Source organism: Gilliamella sp. CG25, from assembly GCF_046635705.1.
Lineage (GTDB): Bacteria > Pseudomonadota > Gammaproteobacteria > Enterobacterales > Orbaceae > Gilliamella > Gilliamella apicola_I.
The window spans coordinates 83,985-102,370 of record NZ_JBIDFJ010000007.1 but is presented as its reverse complement, the minus strand read 5'-3'; the positions used below and the strand labels follow the sequence as shown (position 1 = coordinate 102,370).

General features: G+C 36.3%; 15 protein-coding genes and 2 CRISPR repeat arrays. Of the genes, 3 read left to right on the top strand and 12 right to left on the bottom strand.

What is annotated here, in order from left to right; translation table 11 throughout:
• Positions 1–9: 9 nt before the first annotated feature.
• The 7 genes from ACGH6P_RS07125 to ACGH6P_RS07095 all read right to left on the bottom strand — a co-directional run bounded on the left by ACGH6P_RS07125 (position 10) and on the right by ACGH6P_RS07095 (position 8,878).
• The gene (locus tag ACGH6P_RS07125; RefSeq protein WP_411597098.1) at positions 10–1,311 is read right to left on the bottom strand and encodes a pyrimidine-nucleoside phosphorylase; all 1,302 of its coding nucleotides are present in this window, start codon (positions 1,309–1,311) and stop codon (positions 10–12) included.
• Positions 1,312–1,487: 176 nt separating this feature from the next.
• Positions 1,488–1,883 (bottom strand): cytidine deaminase, encoded by a 396-nt coding sequence (locus ACGH6P_RS07120; RefSeq protein WP_267351102.1) that lies wholly within the window; start codon positions 1,881–1,883, stop codon positions 1,488–1,490.
• 29 nt (positions 1,884–1,912) lie between these two features.
• Positions 1,913–3,889 carry a bifunctional 2',3'-cyclic-nucleotide 2'-phosphodiesterase/3'-nucleotidase gene (locus ACGH6P_RS07115; protein WP_411597097.1) on the bottom strand — a complete coding sequence of 659 codons (1,977 nt, stop codon included), beginning with the start codon at positions 3,887–3,889 and terminating at the stop codon, positions 1,913–1,915.
• 9 nt (positions 3,890–3,898) lie between these two features.
• Entirely contained in the window at positions 3,899–5,086 is a 1,188-nt protein-coding gene (add, locus tag ACGH6P_RS07110; RefSeq protein WP_267351105.1) for an adenosine deaminase, read from the bottom strand.
• A gap of 339 nt (positions 5,087–5,425) precedes the next feature.
• On the bottom strand, positions 5,426–6,691 hold the full coding sequence (locus tag ACGH6P_RS07105; protein ID WP_411597096.1) for a nucleoside permease: 1,266 nt from the start codon (positions 6,689–6,691) through the stop codon (positions 5,426–5,428).
• A 199-nt stretch (positions 6,692–6,890) separates the two neighbouring features.
• Positions 6,891–7,607, bottom strand: coding sequence for a purine-nucleoside phosphorylase (deoD, locus tag ACGH6P_RS07100; RefSeq protein ID WP_267379417.1), 717 nt, complete (start codon positions 7,605–7,607; stop codon positions 6,891–6,893).
• A 41-nt stretch (positions 7,608–7,648) separates the two neighbouring features.
• Positions 7,649–8,878: a phosphopentomutase gene (locus ACGH6P_RS07095; protein WP_267379419.1), complete on the bottom strand. Its 1,230-nt coding sequence runs from the start codon at positions 8,876–8,878 to the stop codon at positions 7,649–7,651.
• Between the two features lie 598 nt (positions 8,879–9,476).
• Between ACGH6P_RS07095 and murB the strand changes: the two genes are divergently transcribed.
• From murB to birA, 3 genes are read left to right on the top strand one after another with little or no spacing between them, the layout of a single operon-like run.
• Complete coding sequence (gene murB / locus ACGH6P_RS07090; protein ID WP_411597130.1) at positions 9,477–10,487, top strand: UDP-N-acetylmuramate dehydrogenase; 1,011 nt, start codon at positions 9,477–9,479, stop codon at positions 10,485–10,487.
• Between the two features lie 12 nt (positions 10,488–10,499).
• Positions 10,500–11,642, top strand: a complete 1,143-nt coding sequence (locus tag ACGH6P_RS07085; RefSeq protein WP_411597095.1) for an MFS transporter — start codon at positions 10,500–10,502, stop codon at positions 11,640–11,642.
• Positions 11,617–12,570: a bifunctional biotin--[acetyl-CoA-carboxylase] ligase/biotin operon repressor BirA gene (gene birA / locus ACGH6P_RS07080; protein WP_267351116.1), complete on the top strand. Its 954-nt coding sequence runs from the start codon at positions 11,617–11,619 to the stop codon at positions 12,568–12,570. Before ACGH6P_RS07085 ends, birA begins: the two co-directional genes overlap by 26 nt.
• A 416-nt stretch (positions 12,571–12,986) precedes the next feature.
• Positions 12,987–13,321: direct repeats of the CRISPR family, unit length 29 nt; unit sequence GTGTTCCCTGTATACACAGGGATAAACCG.
• A gap of 825 nt (positions 13,322–14,146) precedes the next feature.
• A CRISPR array of direct repeats spans positions 14,147–14,420; the repeat unit is 29 nt.
• A 40-nt stretch (positions 14,421–14,460) separates the two neighbouring features.
• Here birA and ACGH6P_RS07075 read toward each other — a convergent pair.
• The 5 genes from ACGH6P_RS07075 to ACGH6P_RS07055 form a co-directional block, all read right to left on the bottom strand.
• Positions 14,461–15,078 carry a hypothetical protein gene (locus tag ACGH6P_RS07075; protein ID WP_411597094.1) on the bottom strand — a complete coding sequence of 206 codons (618 nt, stop codon included), beginning with the start codon at positions 15,076–15,078 and terminating at the stop codon, positions 14,461–14,463.
• Positions 15,079–15,281: 203 nt separating this feature from the next.
• Positions 15,282–15,743 (bottom strand): DUF4279 domain-containing protein, encoded by a 462-nt coding sequence (locus ACGH6P_RS07070; RefSeq protein WP_218837305.1) that lies wholly within the window; start codon positions 15,741–15,743, stop codon positions 15,282–15,284.
• The gene (locus tag ACGH6P_RS07065) at positions 15,740–15,961 is read right to left on the bottom strand and encodes a hypothetical protein (protein WP_065557898.1); all 222 of its coding nucleotides are present in this window, start codon (positions 15,959–15,961) and stop codon (positions 15,740–15,742) included. The genes ACGH6P_RS07070 and ACGH6P_RS07065 overlap by 4 nt, the downstream gene beginning before the upstream one ends.
• 101 nt (positions 15,962–16,062) lie before the next feature.
• Complete coding sequence (locus tag ACGH6P_RS07060; protein ID WP_187756470.1) at positions 16,063–16,344, bottom strand: YrhB domain-containing protein; 282 nt, start codon at positions 16,342–16,344, stop codon at positions 16,063–16,065.
• Positions 16,344–18,062: a toxin glutamine deamidase domain-containing protein gene (locus tag ACGH6P_RS07055; protein ID WP_411597093.1), complete on the bottom strand. Its 1,719-nt coding sequence runs from the start codon at positions 18,060–18,062 to the stop codon at positions 16,344–16,346. The genes ACGH6P_RS07060 and ACGH6P_RS07055 overlap by 1 nt, the downstream gene beginning before the upstream one ends.
• Between the last annotated feature and the right edge of the window lie 324 nt (positions 18,063–18,386).

Genomic DNA, 18,386 nt, shown 5'->3' with positions numbered 1-18,386 from the left:
AGACAATCACTACTCCGTAATGACCTTATAAATTAATGTTGGCACGTGCGCATTATCACTCATAGTGATATTGTCATACAGTTTTTGTTTGATCGCATCAAGTTTGTCAGTGCTAGCGTGGATGGTAAGTAAAGCTTCGCCTTGTTCCACTTTATCGCCGACTTTTTTATGTAACACAATACCTACCGCAGGATCGATGATATCGTCCTTCGTTGCACGTCCTGCACCTAATTGCATCGCTGCGATTCCGATTTGATCGGCAACAATACGAGAAACATAACCCGATTTAAGTGCTGGTAAGGCGATTTGGTAAGGGGCACTTGCTAATTTTTCAGGGTGATCAACCACAGAGCTATCACCACCTTGCGCTTCAATTAAGGTTTTGAATTTTTCAATCGCTTTGCCATTGTTTATTGCCTCTTGAAGTTTTACTCGTGCTTCATCAAGCGTTTTCGCTTTATTCGCTAACACTACCATTTGGCTGCCCAATGTCAGTACTAATTCAGTTAAATCTGAAGGACCTTGACCTTTTAAGGTATCAATGGCTTCTTTTACTTCTAGCGCATTACCAATTGCAAATCCAAGCGGTTGTGACATATCCGAAATTATCGCCATGGTTCTTCGTCCAATTTGATTGCCGATCTTGACCATTTCATAAGCTAATTTTTCTGAATCTGCCATCTCTCGCATCAATGCGCCATCACCGGTTTTCACATCTAAAACAATTGCATCGGCACCTGCAGCTAACTTTTTGCTCATAATCGAACTAGCAATAAGTGGAATTGAATTGACCGTACCGGTAACATCACGAAGTGAATAAAGTTTTTTATCAGCAGGCGTTAAATTACCCGATTGTCCAATAACTGACACACCTTTTTGATTGACTTGATCAATAAATTCTTGCTTATCTAATTCCATTTTAAATCCAGGGATTGACTCAAATTTGTCATTGGTACCCCCTGTGTAACCAAGTCCTCGTCCGGACATTTTAGCAACCGGTACACCAACGGCTGCCACTAATGGGGCAAGCACAAGGGTAGTGGTATCGCCAACGCCACCTGTTGAATGTTTATCAACTTTGATACCTTGAATTGAAGAGAGATCGACAGTATCACCCGAATGCATCATCGCTGTGGTTAAATCAGCACACTCTTTTGACGTCATGCCTTGATAGTAGATAGCCATTAATAGAGCACTCACTTGATAATCAGGGATTGTGCCATTAGTATAATTGGTAATAAAAAATTGGATTTCTTCAGTTGTTAGTGGATGTCCATCACGTTTTTTTTCAATAATATCTACAAATCTCATTAATCTTCTCTCTTAATGTCAATATATTAGGTTAATATTACCTTGGTCTGTTTATTTGATGTTAAACGACGTTTAAATCAGTCAACATTTTTGCGCATAAATTGTATAATTTAATACGACATGACATTGTCATTTTTACTCATTTTTAGTGATAATTTTTTATTATAAGAATGTTTCTAGTCTAAATCACTGGGTGAAAATGACCAAGGTAATAGCTCACCAACGGTTGTTTCTTGTATTTTTCCTTGCATATTTGTCAAAATTACGGGCATATCTTTAGCGCAAAATTCACTTATTACTTGGCGACAGGCTCCACAGGGTGAAATAGGTTCGTGGGTATCGCCAATGACAACTAATTTTTTAAATTTGCGTTTGCCTTCTGAAACGGCTTTGAAAATAGCGGTTCGTTCGGCACAGTTAGCCAATCCGTACGATGCATTTTCAACATTGCAACCTAAAATGACCTCGTCATCTTCAGTAATGAGTACCGCACCAACTTGAAATTTAGAATAAGGTACGTAAGCGTTAGAACGTGCGGTTTTGGCCAGTTCGATTAGTTTTTCAATTTTCATCATGATAATCCTGTTAATTATACCTTGTTCTATTGATGTTTAGATTGCACATTCATCGGTGATTGTAAATCCAGACGATAAATCCCAAATCCTAGATTATCTTTTTCCACATAGCTTGCTGGATATAACGAATGTTTTTCGATAACTGCTTTGGCTTCTTCAGTTGGTGATGATTCAAAACGAATATCTAATTTGGTATTACTGGTTATCGGGGCAATTTGCCAGTTATTATCGACTGCCACCTTTACCTCCCCATTTTTATGGGTGGTGTTAGTGATATAAGCCGATAAAATCACTCTTAAATCATCGGGTGAATTAAATTTAACATTTTTGCTTCCCGTTCCCGGAAACGCACCGGTATAAGCACGATAATTATTTGTTGCTATCAAGAAGGTTTGATTAGGATCAATTGGTTTTTGTTGATAGGTTAAATTTTTAATTCGTTCAGACTGCGCATTGATTAGTTGGCAATTGCCATCGTAGCGAGCAGGCTGAGTAATATCAATTTGGTAATTTACGCCATCAATCGTATCGAAATTATACGTTCTGAAATGATCCCAATCTATTAAGTACTGCGGTGTCGTGACTTTCGTATCAATCTGATTATATACCCCTGCCGAACATTCAAGCCACTCTTTGACCTCTTTGCCGGTCACTTGGACGACTGATAACAGGTTAGGGTATAAGTAGATATCCGCTGCATTTCTAAATGTAAGATCGCCTTTTTTTACATCAACAAAAGCAGTTGGATCGTTTTTTCTACCACCAGCCTTGAACGGGGCAATAGCCGATAAAACTGGTAAACCATCAAGATCTGGGTCACCTTGAATAAATTGTTTTACATATGCTATTTGCGCATCACTTATAATTTGTAATGCCGTAGTATCTTGAACTAAAGCCAAATAACTGGTGATATCACTATCAATTTTCCCAATCGGTTTTCCGACAAATTCACGTGTACCTTGGTGATCTTCTTTTAGTACGTGAGTAATATGTTGATCGGCATCAACCAGTGCTTTTTTGGTTTTCACGTCATAAATTGGGCGAGCTTGAGATTTACCTGAAGTCACTTGCCAATTTGAATTGTCACCATTTAGGACTAAATCAACAACGCCCAAATGGCTTCCCCATTGTCCGGGCATAACGGCAGGAACATGATTTATATTGCCGGTTTCAATATTAGTATTCGGTAATGATTTAAAATTGTCGCTTGGAAACACGCCATGTGAATGACCAAACATAATCGCATTAATACCCTCTACTTGACTTAAATAGTATACCGAGTTTTCGGCTAATGCTTTATAAGGTTCAGCAGAAACACCCGAATGCGGAATGGCGATAATGATATTAGCTCCTTCTTTTTTCATTTGCGGAACTAACTGTTTGGCTGTTTCTGTGATGTCTTTAACTTCGACTTTTCCATCCAAATTTAATTTATCCCATTGCATAATTTGAGGTGGAACAAATCCTATATAACCAATTTTAATAGTGTGTTGATTACCTTCTCGATCAATAACCGGCGTGTCGACAATAATATATTGTTTAAAAAAGGGCTGCCCGGTCGTTGCATCATAGACATTGGCATTAATATAAGGAAATTTAGCACCGGCAAGGCTTTTTTGCAGGAAGTCTAAACCAAAGTTAAACTCGTGATTACCTATGTTACCAACGGTATAATTTAACGTGTTCATGGCTTTATAGACAGGGTGGGTCTCACCATTTTTAAGCCCTTTATTGACAGTATAATCTGCCATAGGACTTCCTTGAATTAGATCGCCATTATCAACCAGTACACTGTTTTTGACTTCATTGCGAGCTTGATGAATTAAATTGGCGGTTTTAGCGAATCCAAAGGTATCGACAGATTGATCTTTAAAATAGTCAAAATTCATCATATTGCCATGCAGATCGGTTGTTTCGATAATTCTTAAATCTACTGTTGCTGCATGAAGCGTGCCAGAAATCAATAGGGTTAAAAGGGGTAAAGTGAGTTTATTTTTTATCATATGAATCTCCTATTTATTTCCGGTAATGCTATTTTTCATCCGTTTTAATAATAAATGTTGGTAATGAATAAATCGTTTAATAATGGCTGGGTGATAATTATTTTCATTGATTGCTGTTTGTAATGATAGCTGATCATCGGTGGTGAAACAGGATAGTACATAATCCGTCAACCGTGCTTTTTGCAAATCTTCAACAAACGCCGCATCAATTCCACACAGTGTAATATCGAGCAATTCTAAACGAGTAAAGTGAAAGATAGATTGGGCTAAACAATATTCTTTTTCGATGTCAGTACCAAAAATGCCTGCGTCATCGGTATTTAAGGTAATTCGTACACCCTGATCATAAAGCTGTCTTACTGGGTGATGATGGATATCCCCATGTAACTCATTGACTAAAATGCGGTTACTGGTTAACGCAACTTCTAATGTTATGTTGCGTCGAACTAATTCGTTGATTAATTCCTGATCTTCAATCGCTCGAATGCCATGCCCAATCCTATCTGCACCATGTTTAAGGGCTTGAATAATGCTTGCTGCGGGTTCTATTTCGCCAGCATGATAAGATTTTTTTAAATTGAGTTTTTGGGCTAATTGGTGTGAGGTTTGAAAATCATCGAAGTGACCGGCTTTTTCATTACCGGCAATATTAAAACCGGTAATAAATGGGTGAGGGTTTTTTTCAATAAATAATAGGGTATCATGTACTGTTTTCGCCCCTAAATGCCTAACACCAATCACATGATATCTTACGGTAATATTAAATTCTTTTTGTACGTCAGTTATGGCGGCATCCATTTGCTGTAAGGTTTGATGAAATCGCTCTTCATCCCAGATTATTTCACCCTGTTCTTCTGTTGCGCAAATGTGATAAGGAGATAGAAAGAGTTCGCAATAGATTAGCCCCTGTTTGGCATTTCGATAAAGAAAATCATAAGTAATAAGGTAATAATCTTCGGGGGTTTTTACAAAATTTGAGACAGTATCATAGGTTTGAATAAACTGAACAAAATCAGTTTCATCATAGCGATATCGCCCATTTTTATATTCGTTAGCATCATATTCACCCGATTGATAGCATAACGAAGATGGGAAGGTAATATGATTTTTATCAGCTAACTTTTTAGCCATAAAAGGGGTAATACTACCTTCAACATGTTCATGTAATATCACTTTAGGAAGCAATGGTTTATTCATTTGATAAGTTATCTTTTTAATATGCTTTCTCGGCTCCCACTATTAGGTCGCTTAACACAAATAGTGATAGATTAATGGCATTTTAGCTTTGCTAATTGCGTTGTTATCTATTTTACCTTGATCAGGTATCTTATTTCCATACTTTTTGTGTGACCAATTTTTATTTTGTGAGATAGGTATCGTTTTATTTTAAACAGTATCACCCTGATTAATCACATCATCTCAAGGTTAAAAAGGATAATTTTAAACGCTAGCTTAATCAATATGCTTGTTTTTTATTCAAACAGAAGGACAATGATCATTATCCTTCTGTGATTGAATAATACTTCTTAATAACAATTAATTAACGGCCTCGGCTGTTTTTTGTTCATTGGTGTCATTTTTAAATATGACCATAAATATGACAGCCAGCACCAGCGCATAGCCAGCAAAAATGAGCCATACGGTATGCCAATCTGTGATCTGTTTTTCATCAATGATTTGCGTATAGTGTTCGGCGACAATTCCGCTAATCACCGAACCTAAATAAGCACCAATACCATTAGTCATTATCATAAATAGACCTTGAGCACTGTTACGTATACTTGGCGATACCGATTTTTCGACATACATGGAGCCAGAAATATTATAGAAATCAAATGCACAACCATAAACTATCATCGAAAGTAACAGTAATACAAAGCCAATTGGTGATGGGTCGCCATAGGCAAAAAGACCAAAACGCGCAACCCAAGCTAGAATACTAATCAACATTACATATTTGATGCCTAATCTTTTCATAAAGAAAGGTACAAATAAGATAAATACGACTTCCGATATTTGTGAAATCGACAATAAGACTGACGGGTATTTCACAACTAAACTCGTTTCATAGATCGGAATGTTTCTAAAGTCTCGTAGGAATTGGTCACCAAAAGTATTGGTAATTTGTAAAATTCCACCTAATAAGACCGCAAACAGGAAGAATATTGCCATTCTTGGTTGCTTAAATAAGACAAGTGCATCTAATCCTAACGAACTGATAAGCGATTTTTCTTTGATTGCATTTTTTGATGTCGGAATCAAAGGGAGTGTTAACGACACCAGACATAATACGACTGAACCGGCTGCCGCTGTGTATAGTTGCATGTTACTAAGATCAAATTTTAAAAAGCTAACTAACCACATGGCAACAATAAAGCCAATTGTGCCAAATATTCGAATGCCGGGAAATTCAGCGATGACATCAAGCCCTTTAGATTCGATACATGAATAAGCTATTGAGTTTGATATCGCAATGGTAGGCATGAAAGCTAAACAATGAATAAGCATGACAATCATCATCATAGAGGGTGAAGTAATTAATGCAGCAATGCATAATGTAATTGCACCAATTAAATGACAAAGCATGTATAAGCGATTAGCAGGGATCCATCTATCTGCAACTACACCTAATAAACCCGGCATAAATAGCGATGCTAACCCCATTGAACCATACACTAATCCAATATCTGTTCTTGAAAAGGATAAAACATCATTCATGTAAGAACCGAAGGTGATTAACCAACATCCCCAAATAAAAAATTGCATAAAAAATATAACTTTTAGTTGTAACTTAGTATTCATTTCAATTCCTTATTCAATGCGATCTTTTTCATAACTTCTTACCTAAAATATAATCAATAAATTGATTGCAACTTCAACCTGTTGTATAGCGATATTGCGTGAAACCGAAAAATTTTTTTTTGACTGAACACTTTTGATGATGTAGTTCAGTCATTAACAATTTTGAGTAATTAAAAAAAATGGCAGTCATTCTGCCATTTTAGTTTTGGTTTAATAAAACCGATTCTAACGCAACGGTGATCATTTCTTTAAAACCAAGTTGACGCTGTTCAGCTGTCATGGCTTCGCCTTTACGTATATGATCAGATACCGTACAAATAGCTAATGCTTTGGCACCATATTCCGCGGCAACCCCATAAATTCCTGCTGCTTCCATTTCAACCCCTAAAATGTTGTATTTTTCCATTACATCAAACAGTTCGGGTTCAACACTATAAAAAAGATCAGCTGAAAAGAGGTTACCCACTTTTACGTTAACACCTAATTTTTTGGCTGCACTTACAGCGTGGCAAGTAAGATCAAAATCGGCAATAGCTGCAAAATCATGATCCTTAAAACGAATACGATTAACTTTAGAATCTGTGCAAGCACCCATACCAATAATCACATCGCCAATGTTTACATTTGGGCTAATCGCACCACATGAACCGACACGAATGATATTTTTTACACCATAAAATTTTATTAATTCTGTTGTATAGATAGAACAAGATGGAATGCCCATTCCATGCCCCATAACAGAAACTTTTTGACCTTTATAATAGCCAGTAAAACCTAACATCGCTCTTACATTGGTCACTTCTTGTGCATTTTCTAAAAAGGTTTCTGCAATAAATTTTGCTCGTAATGGATCGCCTGGCATTAAGACAGTTTCTGCAAAAGCATTTTCAATTGCGTTAATGTGTGGGGTAGACATTAATTTCTCCTGAAAGTTTTTGAAAAATATATTTCTGTTACCTATTTTTTGATAAAAGATTGCCCATATTCCATTGGTGATAAATCAAAATAATCGGCAACACTCTGACCGATATCAGCAAAGGTTTTACGATGCCCTAGGGAACCAACAGGAACACTATCACCGTAAACGATGACTGGAATATGTTCACGAGTATGATCTGTGCCAGCCCAAGTTGGATCGCATCCATGATCAGCACTGATAATCAGTAGATCACCCGGTTCGATAAGATCTAACATTTCGGGTAAGCGAGAATCAAAATATTCTAGCGCAGCAGCGTAACCGGCAACATCACGTCGATGACCATAAGACGAGTCAAAATCAACAAAGTTAGTAAATACAATCGTATTATCTTTGGCTTGTTTTATCTCTTCAATTGATGCATTGAAAAGGGCTTCAATACCGGTTGCTTTAACTTTTTTTGTAATACCAACATGTGCATAAATATCGGCTATTTTACCGATTGATACGACAGTACCTTGTTTTTCATCAACCAGTTTTTTTATCATGGTTGGGGCAGGTGGTTCAACGGCTAAATCGTGGCGGTTACCGGTACGGACAAATTCCCCCGCTTTTTTACCGATAAATGGTCTGGCAATCACACGCCCAATGTTATAATTGCCTTTATTCAGTTCATCACGCGCGATTTCGCAGATTTCATATAATCTATCTAAGCCGAATGTTTCTTCATGACACGCTATCTGAAAAACTGAGTCGGCTGAAGTATAAAATATCGGTTTGCCACTTGTCATATGTTCTTCACCTAGCTCATCTAGAATAATAGTTCCTGATGAATGGCAGTTACCTAAATAACCAGATAGGTTGGCGCGCTTTACAATTTTATCTAATAATTCTTGAGGAAAACTATTGGTGGTGTTGGAAAAGTAGCCCCAATCAAAAAGTACAGGAACGCCAGCTATTTCCCAATGTCCTGATGGTGTATCTTTACCCGAAGAAATTTCACTAGCATAGCCATAAGAACCGATTATTTCACCTTCTGTGTGCATTCCTTGGGGATAATAACCGGTCGATTCGTAGGCTGCTTCGATTAAGCCTAGCTTAGCTAAATTAGGTAATTTTAATGGACCTTGGCGTCCTTTATCGGCTTGACCTAATGCACAGGCTTCGGCAATATGACCTAATGTATTCGATCCTTCATCTCCATATTTTTTTGCATCTTCGGCTCCACCAATTCCAAAGGAATCGAGGATCATAATAAAAACTCTTTTCATAATTTCCTCTAAATCTCAAATATCACTAAGCTTGGCAACCATGTTATGAAATAACGATTGCTAATATTGTGATCTAGCACACATTTGCTTACTTTATTAAAGTCAATTGTGTAACAAAAAAATTTTTTTAACGATTAAAACTATTTTTTGAGCCCTTTATAATAAAAGGTTTTCAGGTTAGTTATAATACATGATAAAAAAAAACAGAAAAGATTTAAGCATCGTTTTAGCTGATTATTTGATTAATATTAACGGATTTTGTAAAAAATATTATGACATATTCGCTAATAGAGCGATTAAATAATGTTTTGTTAAGCAATTTGCAGAAAATTATTATTGAAGAAATTAAATGATAAATTTAATTATGATGAATCAAATCTCAAAGGTGTTGTGTTAAAATGAACTATTTAATATCTCAATTATTTAACAAGATGTTAACTAATTCACATCATATTAGCATAGCCCATTTAAGGAATGACGTTATATAAAATCCTGAAAGCTAACTTTAGACATTAACACAAAATAAATACCAATTTAATTAATACACGTTAGTTTGCCCATTTAGGATGAAGTTAATTATAAAAAATAAAGGTAGTGAATAATGAATCAAAAAATCCCGAATACTTTTGGTCTTGAAGTTTTTGCTAAACATGTCATCACGGTATCGAGCGTTTTGGAACTACAAAATGTTTGGAATGATAATGTTAATCAACCGATTATGATTATAGGCGAGGGGAGTAATACCCTTTTTACTTGTGATTTTGAAGGCACAATTATCGTTAACCGCATTAAAGGTATTACTATAACTGAAACGGAAAACGAATGGTTGTTAAAAATAGGCGCAGGAGAAAACTGGCATGATGTCGTAACAAAAACGATCACACAAAATATTGCCGGTCTAGAAAATTTAGCGCTTATACCGGGCTGTATCGGCTCTGCACCAATTCAAAATATCGGTGCTTATGGTGTTGAATTTCAAAAAGTTGCTGACTATGTTGAATTGCTTGAACTTGCAACCGGTAATATTATCACCGTGACTGACGGGCAATACGGATACCGTGAAAGCATTTTTAAACAACACTATTCTCAAGGTTATGCGGTAATTTATGTCGGTATAAAATTAGCAAAACAGTGGCAGCCAGTACTCACTTATGGTGAATTAAAAAACTTTGATGCTAAAACTGTCACGCCTAAAATGATTTTTGATAAAGTGTGTGAAATTCGTCGCAGTAAATTACCCGATCCTAACTTACTTGGTAATGGTGGCAGTTTTTTTAAAAATCCAGTGGTGGAAAAAGTTATTGCTGACAAACTACTTGAATTCTACCCGGCAATGCCAATATACCCACAATCAAACAATCAAGTTAAATTAGCCGCTGGTTGGTTAATCGATCAGTGTGGCTTAAAAGGCTATCAGATTGGTGGTGCTGCTGTTCATCAACAACAAGCATTGGTTTTAGTTAATATCAATAAGGCAACGGCACAAGATGTAGTTGATTTAGCTCGTCATGTCAAAAATGCCGTTTTAAACAAATTTTCGATACATCTTTCCCCTGAAATCCGCTTTATCGGTGCAACAGGCGAAATTGATGTAGATAATTTTTTATAATCATTTTGAACTATGAAACACTCTTATTCATTTCCGATTTTATTAACAAGTTTACTCTTTGTTACGATCGCTTTATCAGCATTAAATACCCAAGTACCACTGTGGTTAGAAAAAGACCAGTTTTCTTTAGGGCAAATTGGTCTGGTGGGGTCGAGTTATTTTGCTGGTAACTTGCTTGGTACAATCACGGCAAACTGGTTAATTAGTCATTTTAATGCTCGTTATACTTATACCTATAGTTGTTTACTTTTCGCTATTGCCACCATTGGCTTAAGTTTTTCAATGGATTTTTATAGTTGGGCAATATGGCGTTTTATGATTGGTATGGCTTGTGCGGTGACATGGGTTGTGATTGAAAGTTGCATTTTAGTCACCGGAACAGTACGTACACGAGGAAAAATGCTAGCGGTTTATTTAACAACTTACTATATTGGTACGGTGTTAGGGCAAGCGTTGTTAAGATATTTTCCGCAAGAAGTACTCTATTTTGGACTGGTTATTACACTATTAATGGCATTGGCTATTTTATTTATTTTGCTTACTCACTATAAATTACCAAAAAGAAAGAAAAGCGGTTTAAATATTGTTCCAATGATTTTACATAAGCCTTCTCGGATAGGGCTTATCGGTTGTATGATTGCGGGCATGTTAATTGGTTCTTTATATTCATTATTACCTGTCTACTATTCACATTTAGGGTATAGCGATAGCCAAGTCGCTAATTGGATGATTTTACTTATTTTGTCTGGCGTTATTGCGCAACTTCCTGCTAATTGGTGTGCAGATAAATATGGCCGTCGAGTGGTGTTACTGATTGAATCTTTAATCATGTTAGTTGCTTGCTTATTATTGGTATTTAACTTATTTGATGTGTTTGCCATTATTTTATTAGGCACAACCATCTACACGATTTATCCAATATCCATGGCATGGGCTTGTTCTTGTGTACGAAAACAAGATATTGTATCAATGAATCAAGCAATGTTATTAACCAATACGTTAGGAAGTCTTATTGCGCCGGCGATCATTGCTTATGTCATGGATATAACCAATAACTCTTATTTATTCATCAGTTTTGCTATAATTTCACTTTATTTTATTATTTTATTAGTCTATAAGCGAGGAGCGAATGCGCAGTTATCAAAATCCCCTTAAATTAATTGAAATTCTAGCCGACGGAAATTTTCATTCCGGCGAAGAGCTAGCGTCTGATTTTGGTATTACGCGTGCCGGAATAAACAAATATATTAAAGTGCTCCGTGAATGGGGAATTGAATTATCCTCGATACAAGGTAAAGGCTATAGTTTAAAAATACCGATGGACTTATTTAATAAATCCAAGATAGATCAGTATTACCAAGCTGATAGTCGTGTTGAAATTTTACCAATTATCGACTCAACTAACCAATACATGCTGGATAAAATACCCGATTTAAAATCGGGAGATTGCTGTATAGCCGAATTTCAGTCAAAAGCACGAGGAAGACGGGGGCGTCAATGGTTTTCACCTTTTGGTACCAATCTCTATTTTTCAATGTATTGGCGATTAGAGCAAGGCATTGCAGCAGCTATGGGACTAAGTCTAGTTGTGGGTATTGTTGTTACGCAGGCTTTACGTGAATTATCGGGTCAAGATATTAAAGTAAAATGGCCTAATGATCTCTATCTAAATGACCAAAAATTAGCAGGTATCTTGGTCGAATTAGCTGGTAAAACTGGGGATTGTGCTCATGTTGTGATTGGTATCGGGGTTAATTTAAACATGACCAATCCCGACCCAAATATTGTCAATCAAAAATGGGCTAATTTAGGGAACATCAATCGTAATTTATTGGTTGCCAAAATTGCAAAAACATTACGGGAAAATTTAGAAAAATTTGAAAAAAATGGATTAGCATTTTTTATTGATGATTGGAATCATCTCGATAATTTTATCCATCGTCCTGTTAAATTACTCATTGGTGATGATGTGATTCGAGGTGTAGCAAAAGGTATAAATGATCAAGGTGCTTTACTGCTTGAACAAAATGGCAAAATCCAAGCATATATAGGTGGTGAAATCTCATTACGAAGTGATGAGTAACAAATTGTTCCCTGTATACACAGGGACAATAAATTCTTATAAAATTCAATAAATATCATGTTTATTAACTTTCCACTTTTTGGTAAAAATTCTGCAAAGTGAGTTAATGGCTGTACCCTGTTAGTTAACAAGTAGAATGTGACAAAGTCCAAAAAGCAAAACATTTCACTGCAATTCATTAAAATCCATTCCCAAAAGCGAGAAATGACCTTGTAACTAGAAATGGGTCGGTGCACGAATAAGTTACAAGAAGAATAGGCGCATTCAACTCCTTGTTAAATTCAATTAACCAACTGATTAATATAAACTAATGTGTTTAAAATATCTAAAACCCAGCTGAATAAAAAAACAACAAAAAAGTTGGTAGAATTTTAAACTTTGCTATTTTAATTAATAAACAATAGGTTATAATTAGGGTGTTCCCTGTATACACAGGGATAAACCGGAGTTACTAATAATGGTCTTTACGCTGCTATTGTGTTCCCTGTATACACAGGGATAAACCGCCCTAGTGCGCGTGGGTTGGGGCGGATAAATAGTGTTCCCTGTATACACAGGGATAAACCGCATGGGTGATATGGCCGAGGCATTCCGAGAATGTGTTCCCTGTATACACAGGGATAAACCGGTTGCAGATTGACCAGCGACAACATTATCGATCGTGTTCCCTGTATACACAGGGATAAACCGATCGGCGATTCAACGCCTACCGAAATCAGCATGTGTTCCCTGTATACACAGGGATAAACCGTGGCTAAAAGAAAATCTAAGCGAGGCTCAGGCGGTGTTCCCTATATATACTTAGGGATAAACCGAATAGAATTAAACGCCGAAATTCTTAGATGTGCGTGTTCCCTATGCACATAGGGATAAATCGTTCCCCTCAAATAGGGCTATCTTTAAAATTATCGTGTTCCTTAAATACATAAGGATAGCCATTATTTTCAAAGATCTAAAAATTAATACTTTGTTTAAATTCCTAATTATTTCTTCTGTTATCAAACTTCTAACTATTGTTATAACGTCAATCTGCGAATTAATGGTTATAACATTCGGCATAAAGCCGAATAAAACAAGAAGATAAAGGTAAGATCAATATAAAGTCGTTCGTTAAAATCATCTACCAAAAAGTAGCATGTTATCTTGTTCTCAAGAATTGCTCGGTGCGCAGTAAAAATTACAAAAGAGTTTCCGCTAAAAAAACTGCATGATTACAAGTAACTATATGATAATTATAAAATTACATTCCTAATGTGTATTAAACTAAATCGCCTAAAAAAACAACAAAAAATCGGTAGAATTTTACACCTCCCTATTTTAATTAATAAACAATAGGTTATAATTAGAGTGTTCCCTATACACATAGGGATAAACCGGCTGATTTTATGTTCTATGCCAACACCGGCGAGTGTTCCCTATACACATAGGGATAAACCGGTCGGGGAGCCATTTTTACGGTGCCCTCCTCAGTGTTCCCTATACACATAGGGATAAACCGCCCTCAATTACATGAGGGCGTTCTCGTTAATAGTGTTCCCTATACCGCAGATAGCACAGCGTGCCTGTTTGGTCGGTTGGTGTTCCCTATACACATAGGGATAAACCGGGTAAACACGATTTCATCACGGAACTGATCAAGTGTTCCCTATACACATAGGGATAAACCGATGCGGTATTAACTGGCAATAATCAGATATTCGTGTTCCCTATACACATAGGGATAAACCGTGTGTGATATATTCCATTGAAACATCGTTATCGTGTTCCCTATACACATAGGGATAAACCGATCCTGTATTTTCGGTTCGAGCGGCAGTAGATGTGTTCCCTATACACATAGGGATAAACCTCGATACAGCTAATACCAGTAGGTGATCTAAACTATGTTCCCTATATACTGTTCGCATGCGAACAAAATGGATTACAGGAAGCGTTTGCAGGGATTTCGTAAAATAAAGCTACTTGATCGGGCGTAGACATCAACAAAATAATGCCACCTGTACCAATTATGAACCCATTTGCATAAGTTTTTATCTCACCATTTAAAATATGTTCAGTATTGATTGTTACTTGAGTACCTTTACCTGCTTGTTGTTGAATTAATTCAGCAGGTGTAGAAGAAGGTTTAAAGTTATTAAGATAATCTCCAGCTTCACTTCCTGTATGCGTCGTCCTCGTTTCAGCAACATTATTCCAATTAACCTCATCTAATTCAACCTCTACCGCTTCAATTTTATGATGTACTTTCGCTCTGACTTCAGTGCCGGCTATTTTGATGCGGGCGTATTTTAATAAGCGTAGTGAACGGGTTAAGGGTTCGGCTATGCCGCCGGCTATTATTCCCTCTAAACTGTTTTTTAATCGTCCTTCTGCAAAACTATCGTCTGGTTTGGCTTGTAAATATTCGGTTATTGGGTTAGCCAGTTCGGGAAATTCTTGTACTAAGTTTGACAGGCGTTCTTCATGAGGGCTAAATACCGTAAAATCTGTGACACTGCCTGCTATCATCCCTCTTGCCCTCGAGCCAATTTTTTTGCAAAGGTCGGATAAACTTGCTGGTTTTAAACATAGGAATAAATCCGACAAGAAATTGACTCACGGCATGAGTTAAAGCCTGTAAGGTGGTCTCTGATAGTAAAACGTTTTAATAAATTTATTTTATAAATGCGATTATGATTTCATTCTTGTTTTATTTATCAATAATATAATTATTAATCTTCGGCAAAATAAATATCAAAAGAACATTCTAAATCTAAATCTGATAGTGCTTTCATTTGTTCTGGCCATAATACTGGACCACTATGTCCAAATTTAGAAAACCAAACACATTTTAGAGTTAATTTAATATCTTTAATTTCTTGTATTTTTTTCAAATTGGTAGCAAATGGAGAGATTTTACTTACAATCCAATCAATATGTTCTCTAAGATCTTTTGAATTTACAATTCCTTCCGAAGATAAAAACCAACCTGAATTTTTAACTTCTCTAGTCCGTCCCAAACTATTGGTAATTTTATCTCCAGCTAATGTTATATAAGTCGGTTCAACTTCTAATAATTTAGTAATTTCATTAGGATTTATTGCACCAGTGTATATCATTAATCTAACAAAACATTCACTACATGTTTCATAGTCTGAACATATAGGTGTAATTCTATTCTTTATAAAATTCATGGTAAATAATCTCCAATATTGCCTATAATCTCACCATTCTTCCCAACATAATCACCATTATCTAAAATTCTGCCATGAAAATTATTAGGTAATTTTCCTGCATCAGCCTTCAGTGCTTCAAGAGCTCGCCCCCATTCTCGAGAAGTTAAATTTGTTACGAAATATTCATTTAATTTATTAGCAGTGTTTTTCTCTAACTTATTTCCTCCAGTTTGCAATCCCTTAGGAACTCTACCTGAAGCACCAACACTAGGCGGAACTGGTAGTGGTAATCCTTATGCATCAATTCAATTTCCATTTAGCAATTGGTATAGAACAATTAAAAATTCCCATTTATCTTCTTATTTTCATATTGTTGGATATATACATCTATAGGGTATGCTGTTCCCAACTCATATATTTTTCCACTATCTTTATCTATTATAAATGGACAATTACCGATTAATTGTGTTGAAAAATCACCAGTTTCTAAAAACTCTCTGGATTGGAAACAAAAAAGCCATCCTTCAGAAAATCTGTCAATTACAGTGATTTCTACAGGAATATCGTATTCAGCTAAATAATTTTTAGCTTTATTTAACGCTTCAATAAAAGTAATCATCAATTAGTCCTTAAAAATTTGAAAGATTTGAATTTGCTCATATCCGCAGCTTTACCTGTTTGACCATCTAAGAAACGTATTTTCCCATTTTGATTTACAACATTAAAAACATGCCCTGGTTGCCCTGGTCCATAGGAACCGAATACAATACCCCTTGCACCAGTTCCAGCATTTGACATTTGCTCAATAATATTATTAGGACCACTGACATTTTGAAATTTTGTCCCATATTGTTTTTCTAATACGGATATTGAGACTCCATTTTTTGAATTAATGGGTAAAGCGGATGCGGGATTACCACCCAATGTTGCATCAGTTGCTATAGCACAATTAACACAATTATGAGTTCTACCTTCAGTAGGGTAACCAGGATTTACATCACGTATAGAACCTGCCGTATCATTAAGAATAGAACTCGTCTTCACCTTTTCAGCAACATTATTCCAATTAACCTCTTCTAATTCAACCTCTACCGCTTCAATTTTATGATGTACTTTCGTTCTGACTTCAGTGCCGGTTATTTTGATGCGGGCGTATTTTAATAAGCGTAGTGAACGGGTTAAGGGTTCGGCTAAGCCGCCGGCTATTATTCCTTCTAAACTGTTTTTTAATCGTCCTTCTGCAAAACTATCGTCTGGTTTGGCTTGTAAATATTCGGTTATTGGGTTAGCCAGTTCGGGAAATTCTTGTACTAAGTTTGACAGGCGTTCTTCATGGGGACTAAATACCGTAAAATCTGTGACACTGCCTGCTATCATCCCTTTTACCCACGAGCCTACATTTTTCAAGGGTTTAATAAATTTGGTTGCCCTTACCGCCGGTATAAACCCGACAATAAATTGACTGACACCATGTGTTATCCCGCCTGAGATAGTCTGTGGTGGTGATACCTCAGGCATTTGTATAGGATTAGGTGCCTGACCAATCGGTTTATCACTGATAATTTCTGCATGGATTCGAGCCAAAAATAGCGGCGATATCGGATTAATTAAGGTGCTATCCCATAATAAATCGAGTGTACTTTGCCCCGCATCTCGTAAACCACCCAATATCTGTAAGGGGACATCTTGATACCAGGCTCGGTGCTGTGTTTGGCGGTCAAAGATGACATCCACTAATTTTATATCCGGCTCAAGATTGACGTAAGCATGCCCACGACTATCAAGTTGTCCCTGATAAATCATTCGTTGATTACTGTTATTAAATAACGTAAAAGATTGATTCGGTAAGTTTTCGACACTGAATTCTATCCAGTTATCATCATCAAAGAAAAACAACTCCCGTTCCCGTATTTCTGCCGGGGTTAATTTACGTGGCGCTTTGTTGCTCGGTAGTCTTAAAAAATTGGTTTGAGGCGGTAATAATCCACAATCAAGTGTGAGCGGTTTTTCAATTAACAACGCCCGACCGGTTGTTAGTGCTTCTGTTAAGGCTTGCGTGACTTTGGCATTATCATGACCATAGTGATTATTGCCATAGTATAACCCCAAGTTTTCCAGTGTAGGGTAAAGCTGTTGACATTGTTCAGGATGTTGAATGCAATGAGCAATAGCTTCATCTTGTGCTGCGCTGTAATCGTAACGAACAGTGTTATAACCGGATGCTTGTAACTGTGTTTTGGGAAACTCATAAAACCCATACTGAGCTAACAGACTTTCGGGGGCTTTCTTTTGTAGTGCCAGCCACTCTTTTTGAGTAATCAATTTATAACATTTCATACAGCTTGTTGTTCTCTATCCCTTATATACCAAATCCGTAATGCATAAGCTTAAACTGACGATTTAAAGCTAACATTTTGCATTTTATGGTTTTATTTTGCATTTTTATATAAAACCATTTTTTTAGGATAGATTATTTTTTGACAGGCGACAAGCTTTTTTTTCTTTTTTTGGAAACAAATACGCAATTTATTGGAAATGATCACCCGTTATTTTTTTAATCTCAATAAACAAATTCTAATTATAAATCATTAATCAAATGGTGTTGCACAAGCAATAACCGATAAAAGTCAGAATAATGTATTTACTTCTGGCTCTTTTAAT

Excerpts from the sequence above, each read along its gene's own strand:
- ACGH6P_RS07125 (WP_411597098.1), bottom strand. The coding sequence starts at position 1,311 with ATGAGATTTGTAGATATTATTGAAAAAAAACGTGATGGACATCCACTA.
- deoD (WP_267379417.1), bottom strand. The coding sequence starts at position 7,607 with ATGTCTACCCCACACATTAACGCAATTGAAAATGCTTTTGCAGAAACT.
- ACGH6P_RS07085 (WP_411597095.1), top strand. The coding sequence starts at position 10,500 with ATGAAACACTCTTATTCATTTCCGATTTTATTAACAAGTTTACTCTTT.
- ACGH6P_RS07095 (WP_267379419.1), bottom strand. The coding sequence starts at position 8,878 with ATGAAAAGAGTTTTTATTATGATCCTCGATTCCTTTGGAATTGGTGGA.
- ACGH6P_RS07120 (WP_267351102.1), bottom strand. The coding sequence starts at position 1,883 with ATGAAAATTGAAAAACTAATCGAACTGGCCAAAACCGCACGTTCTAAC.
- add (WP_267351105.1), bottom strand. The coding sequence starts at position 5,086 with ATGAATAAACCATTGCTTCCTAAAGTGATATTACATGAACATGTTGAA.
- ACGH6P_RS07055 (WP_411597093.1), bottom strand. The coding sequence starts at position 18,062 with ATGAAATGTTATAAATTGATTACTCAAAAAGAGTGGCTGGCACTACAA.
- ACGH6P_RS07075 (WP_411597094.1), bottom strand. The coding sequence starts at position 15,078 with ATGATAGCAGGCAGTGTCACAGATTTTACGGTATTTAGCCCTCATGAA.
- birA (WP_267351116.1), top strand. The coding sequence starts at position 11,617 with ATGCGCAGTTATCAAAATCCCCTTAAATTAATTGAAATTCTAGCCGAC.
- ACGH6P_RS07105 (WP_411597096.1), bottom strand. The coding sequence starts at position 6,691 with ATGAATACTAAGTTACAACTAAAAGTTATATTTTTTATGCAATTTTTT.
- ACGH6P_RS07070 (WP_218837305.1), bottom strand. The coding sequence starts at position 15,743 with ATGAATTTTATAAAGAATAGAATTACACCTATATGTTCAGACTATGAA.
- ACGH6P_RS07115 (WP_411597097.1), bottom strand. The coding sequence starts at position 3,889 with ATGATAAAAAATAAACTCACTTTACCCCTTTTAACCCTATTGATTTCT.
- ACGH6P_RS07060 (WP_187756470.1), bottom strand. The coding sequence starts at position 16,344 with ATGATTACTTTTATTGAAGCGTTAAATAAAGCTAAAAATTATTTAGCT.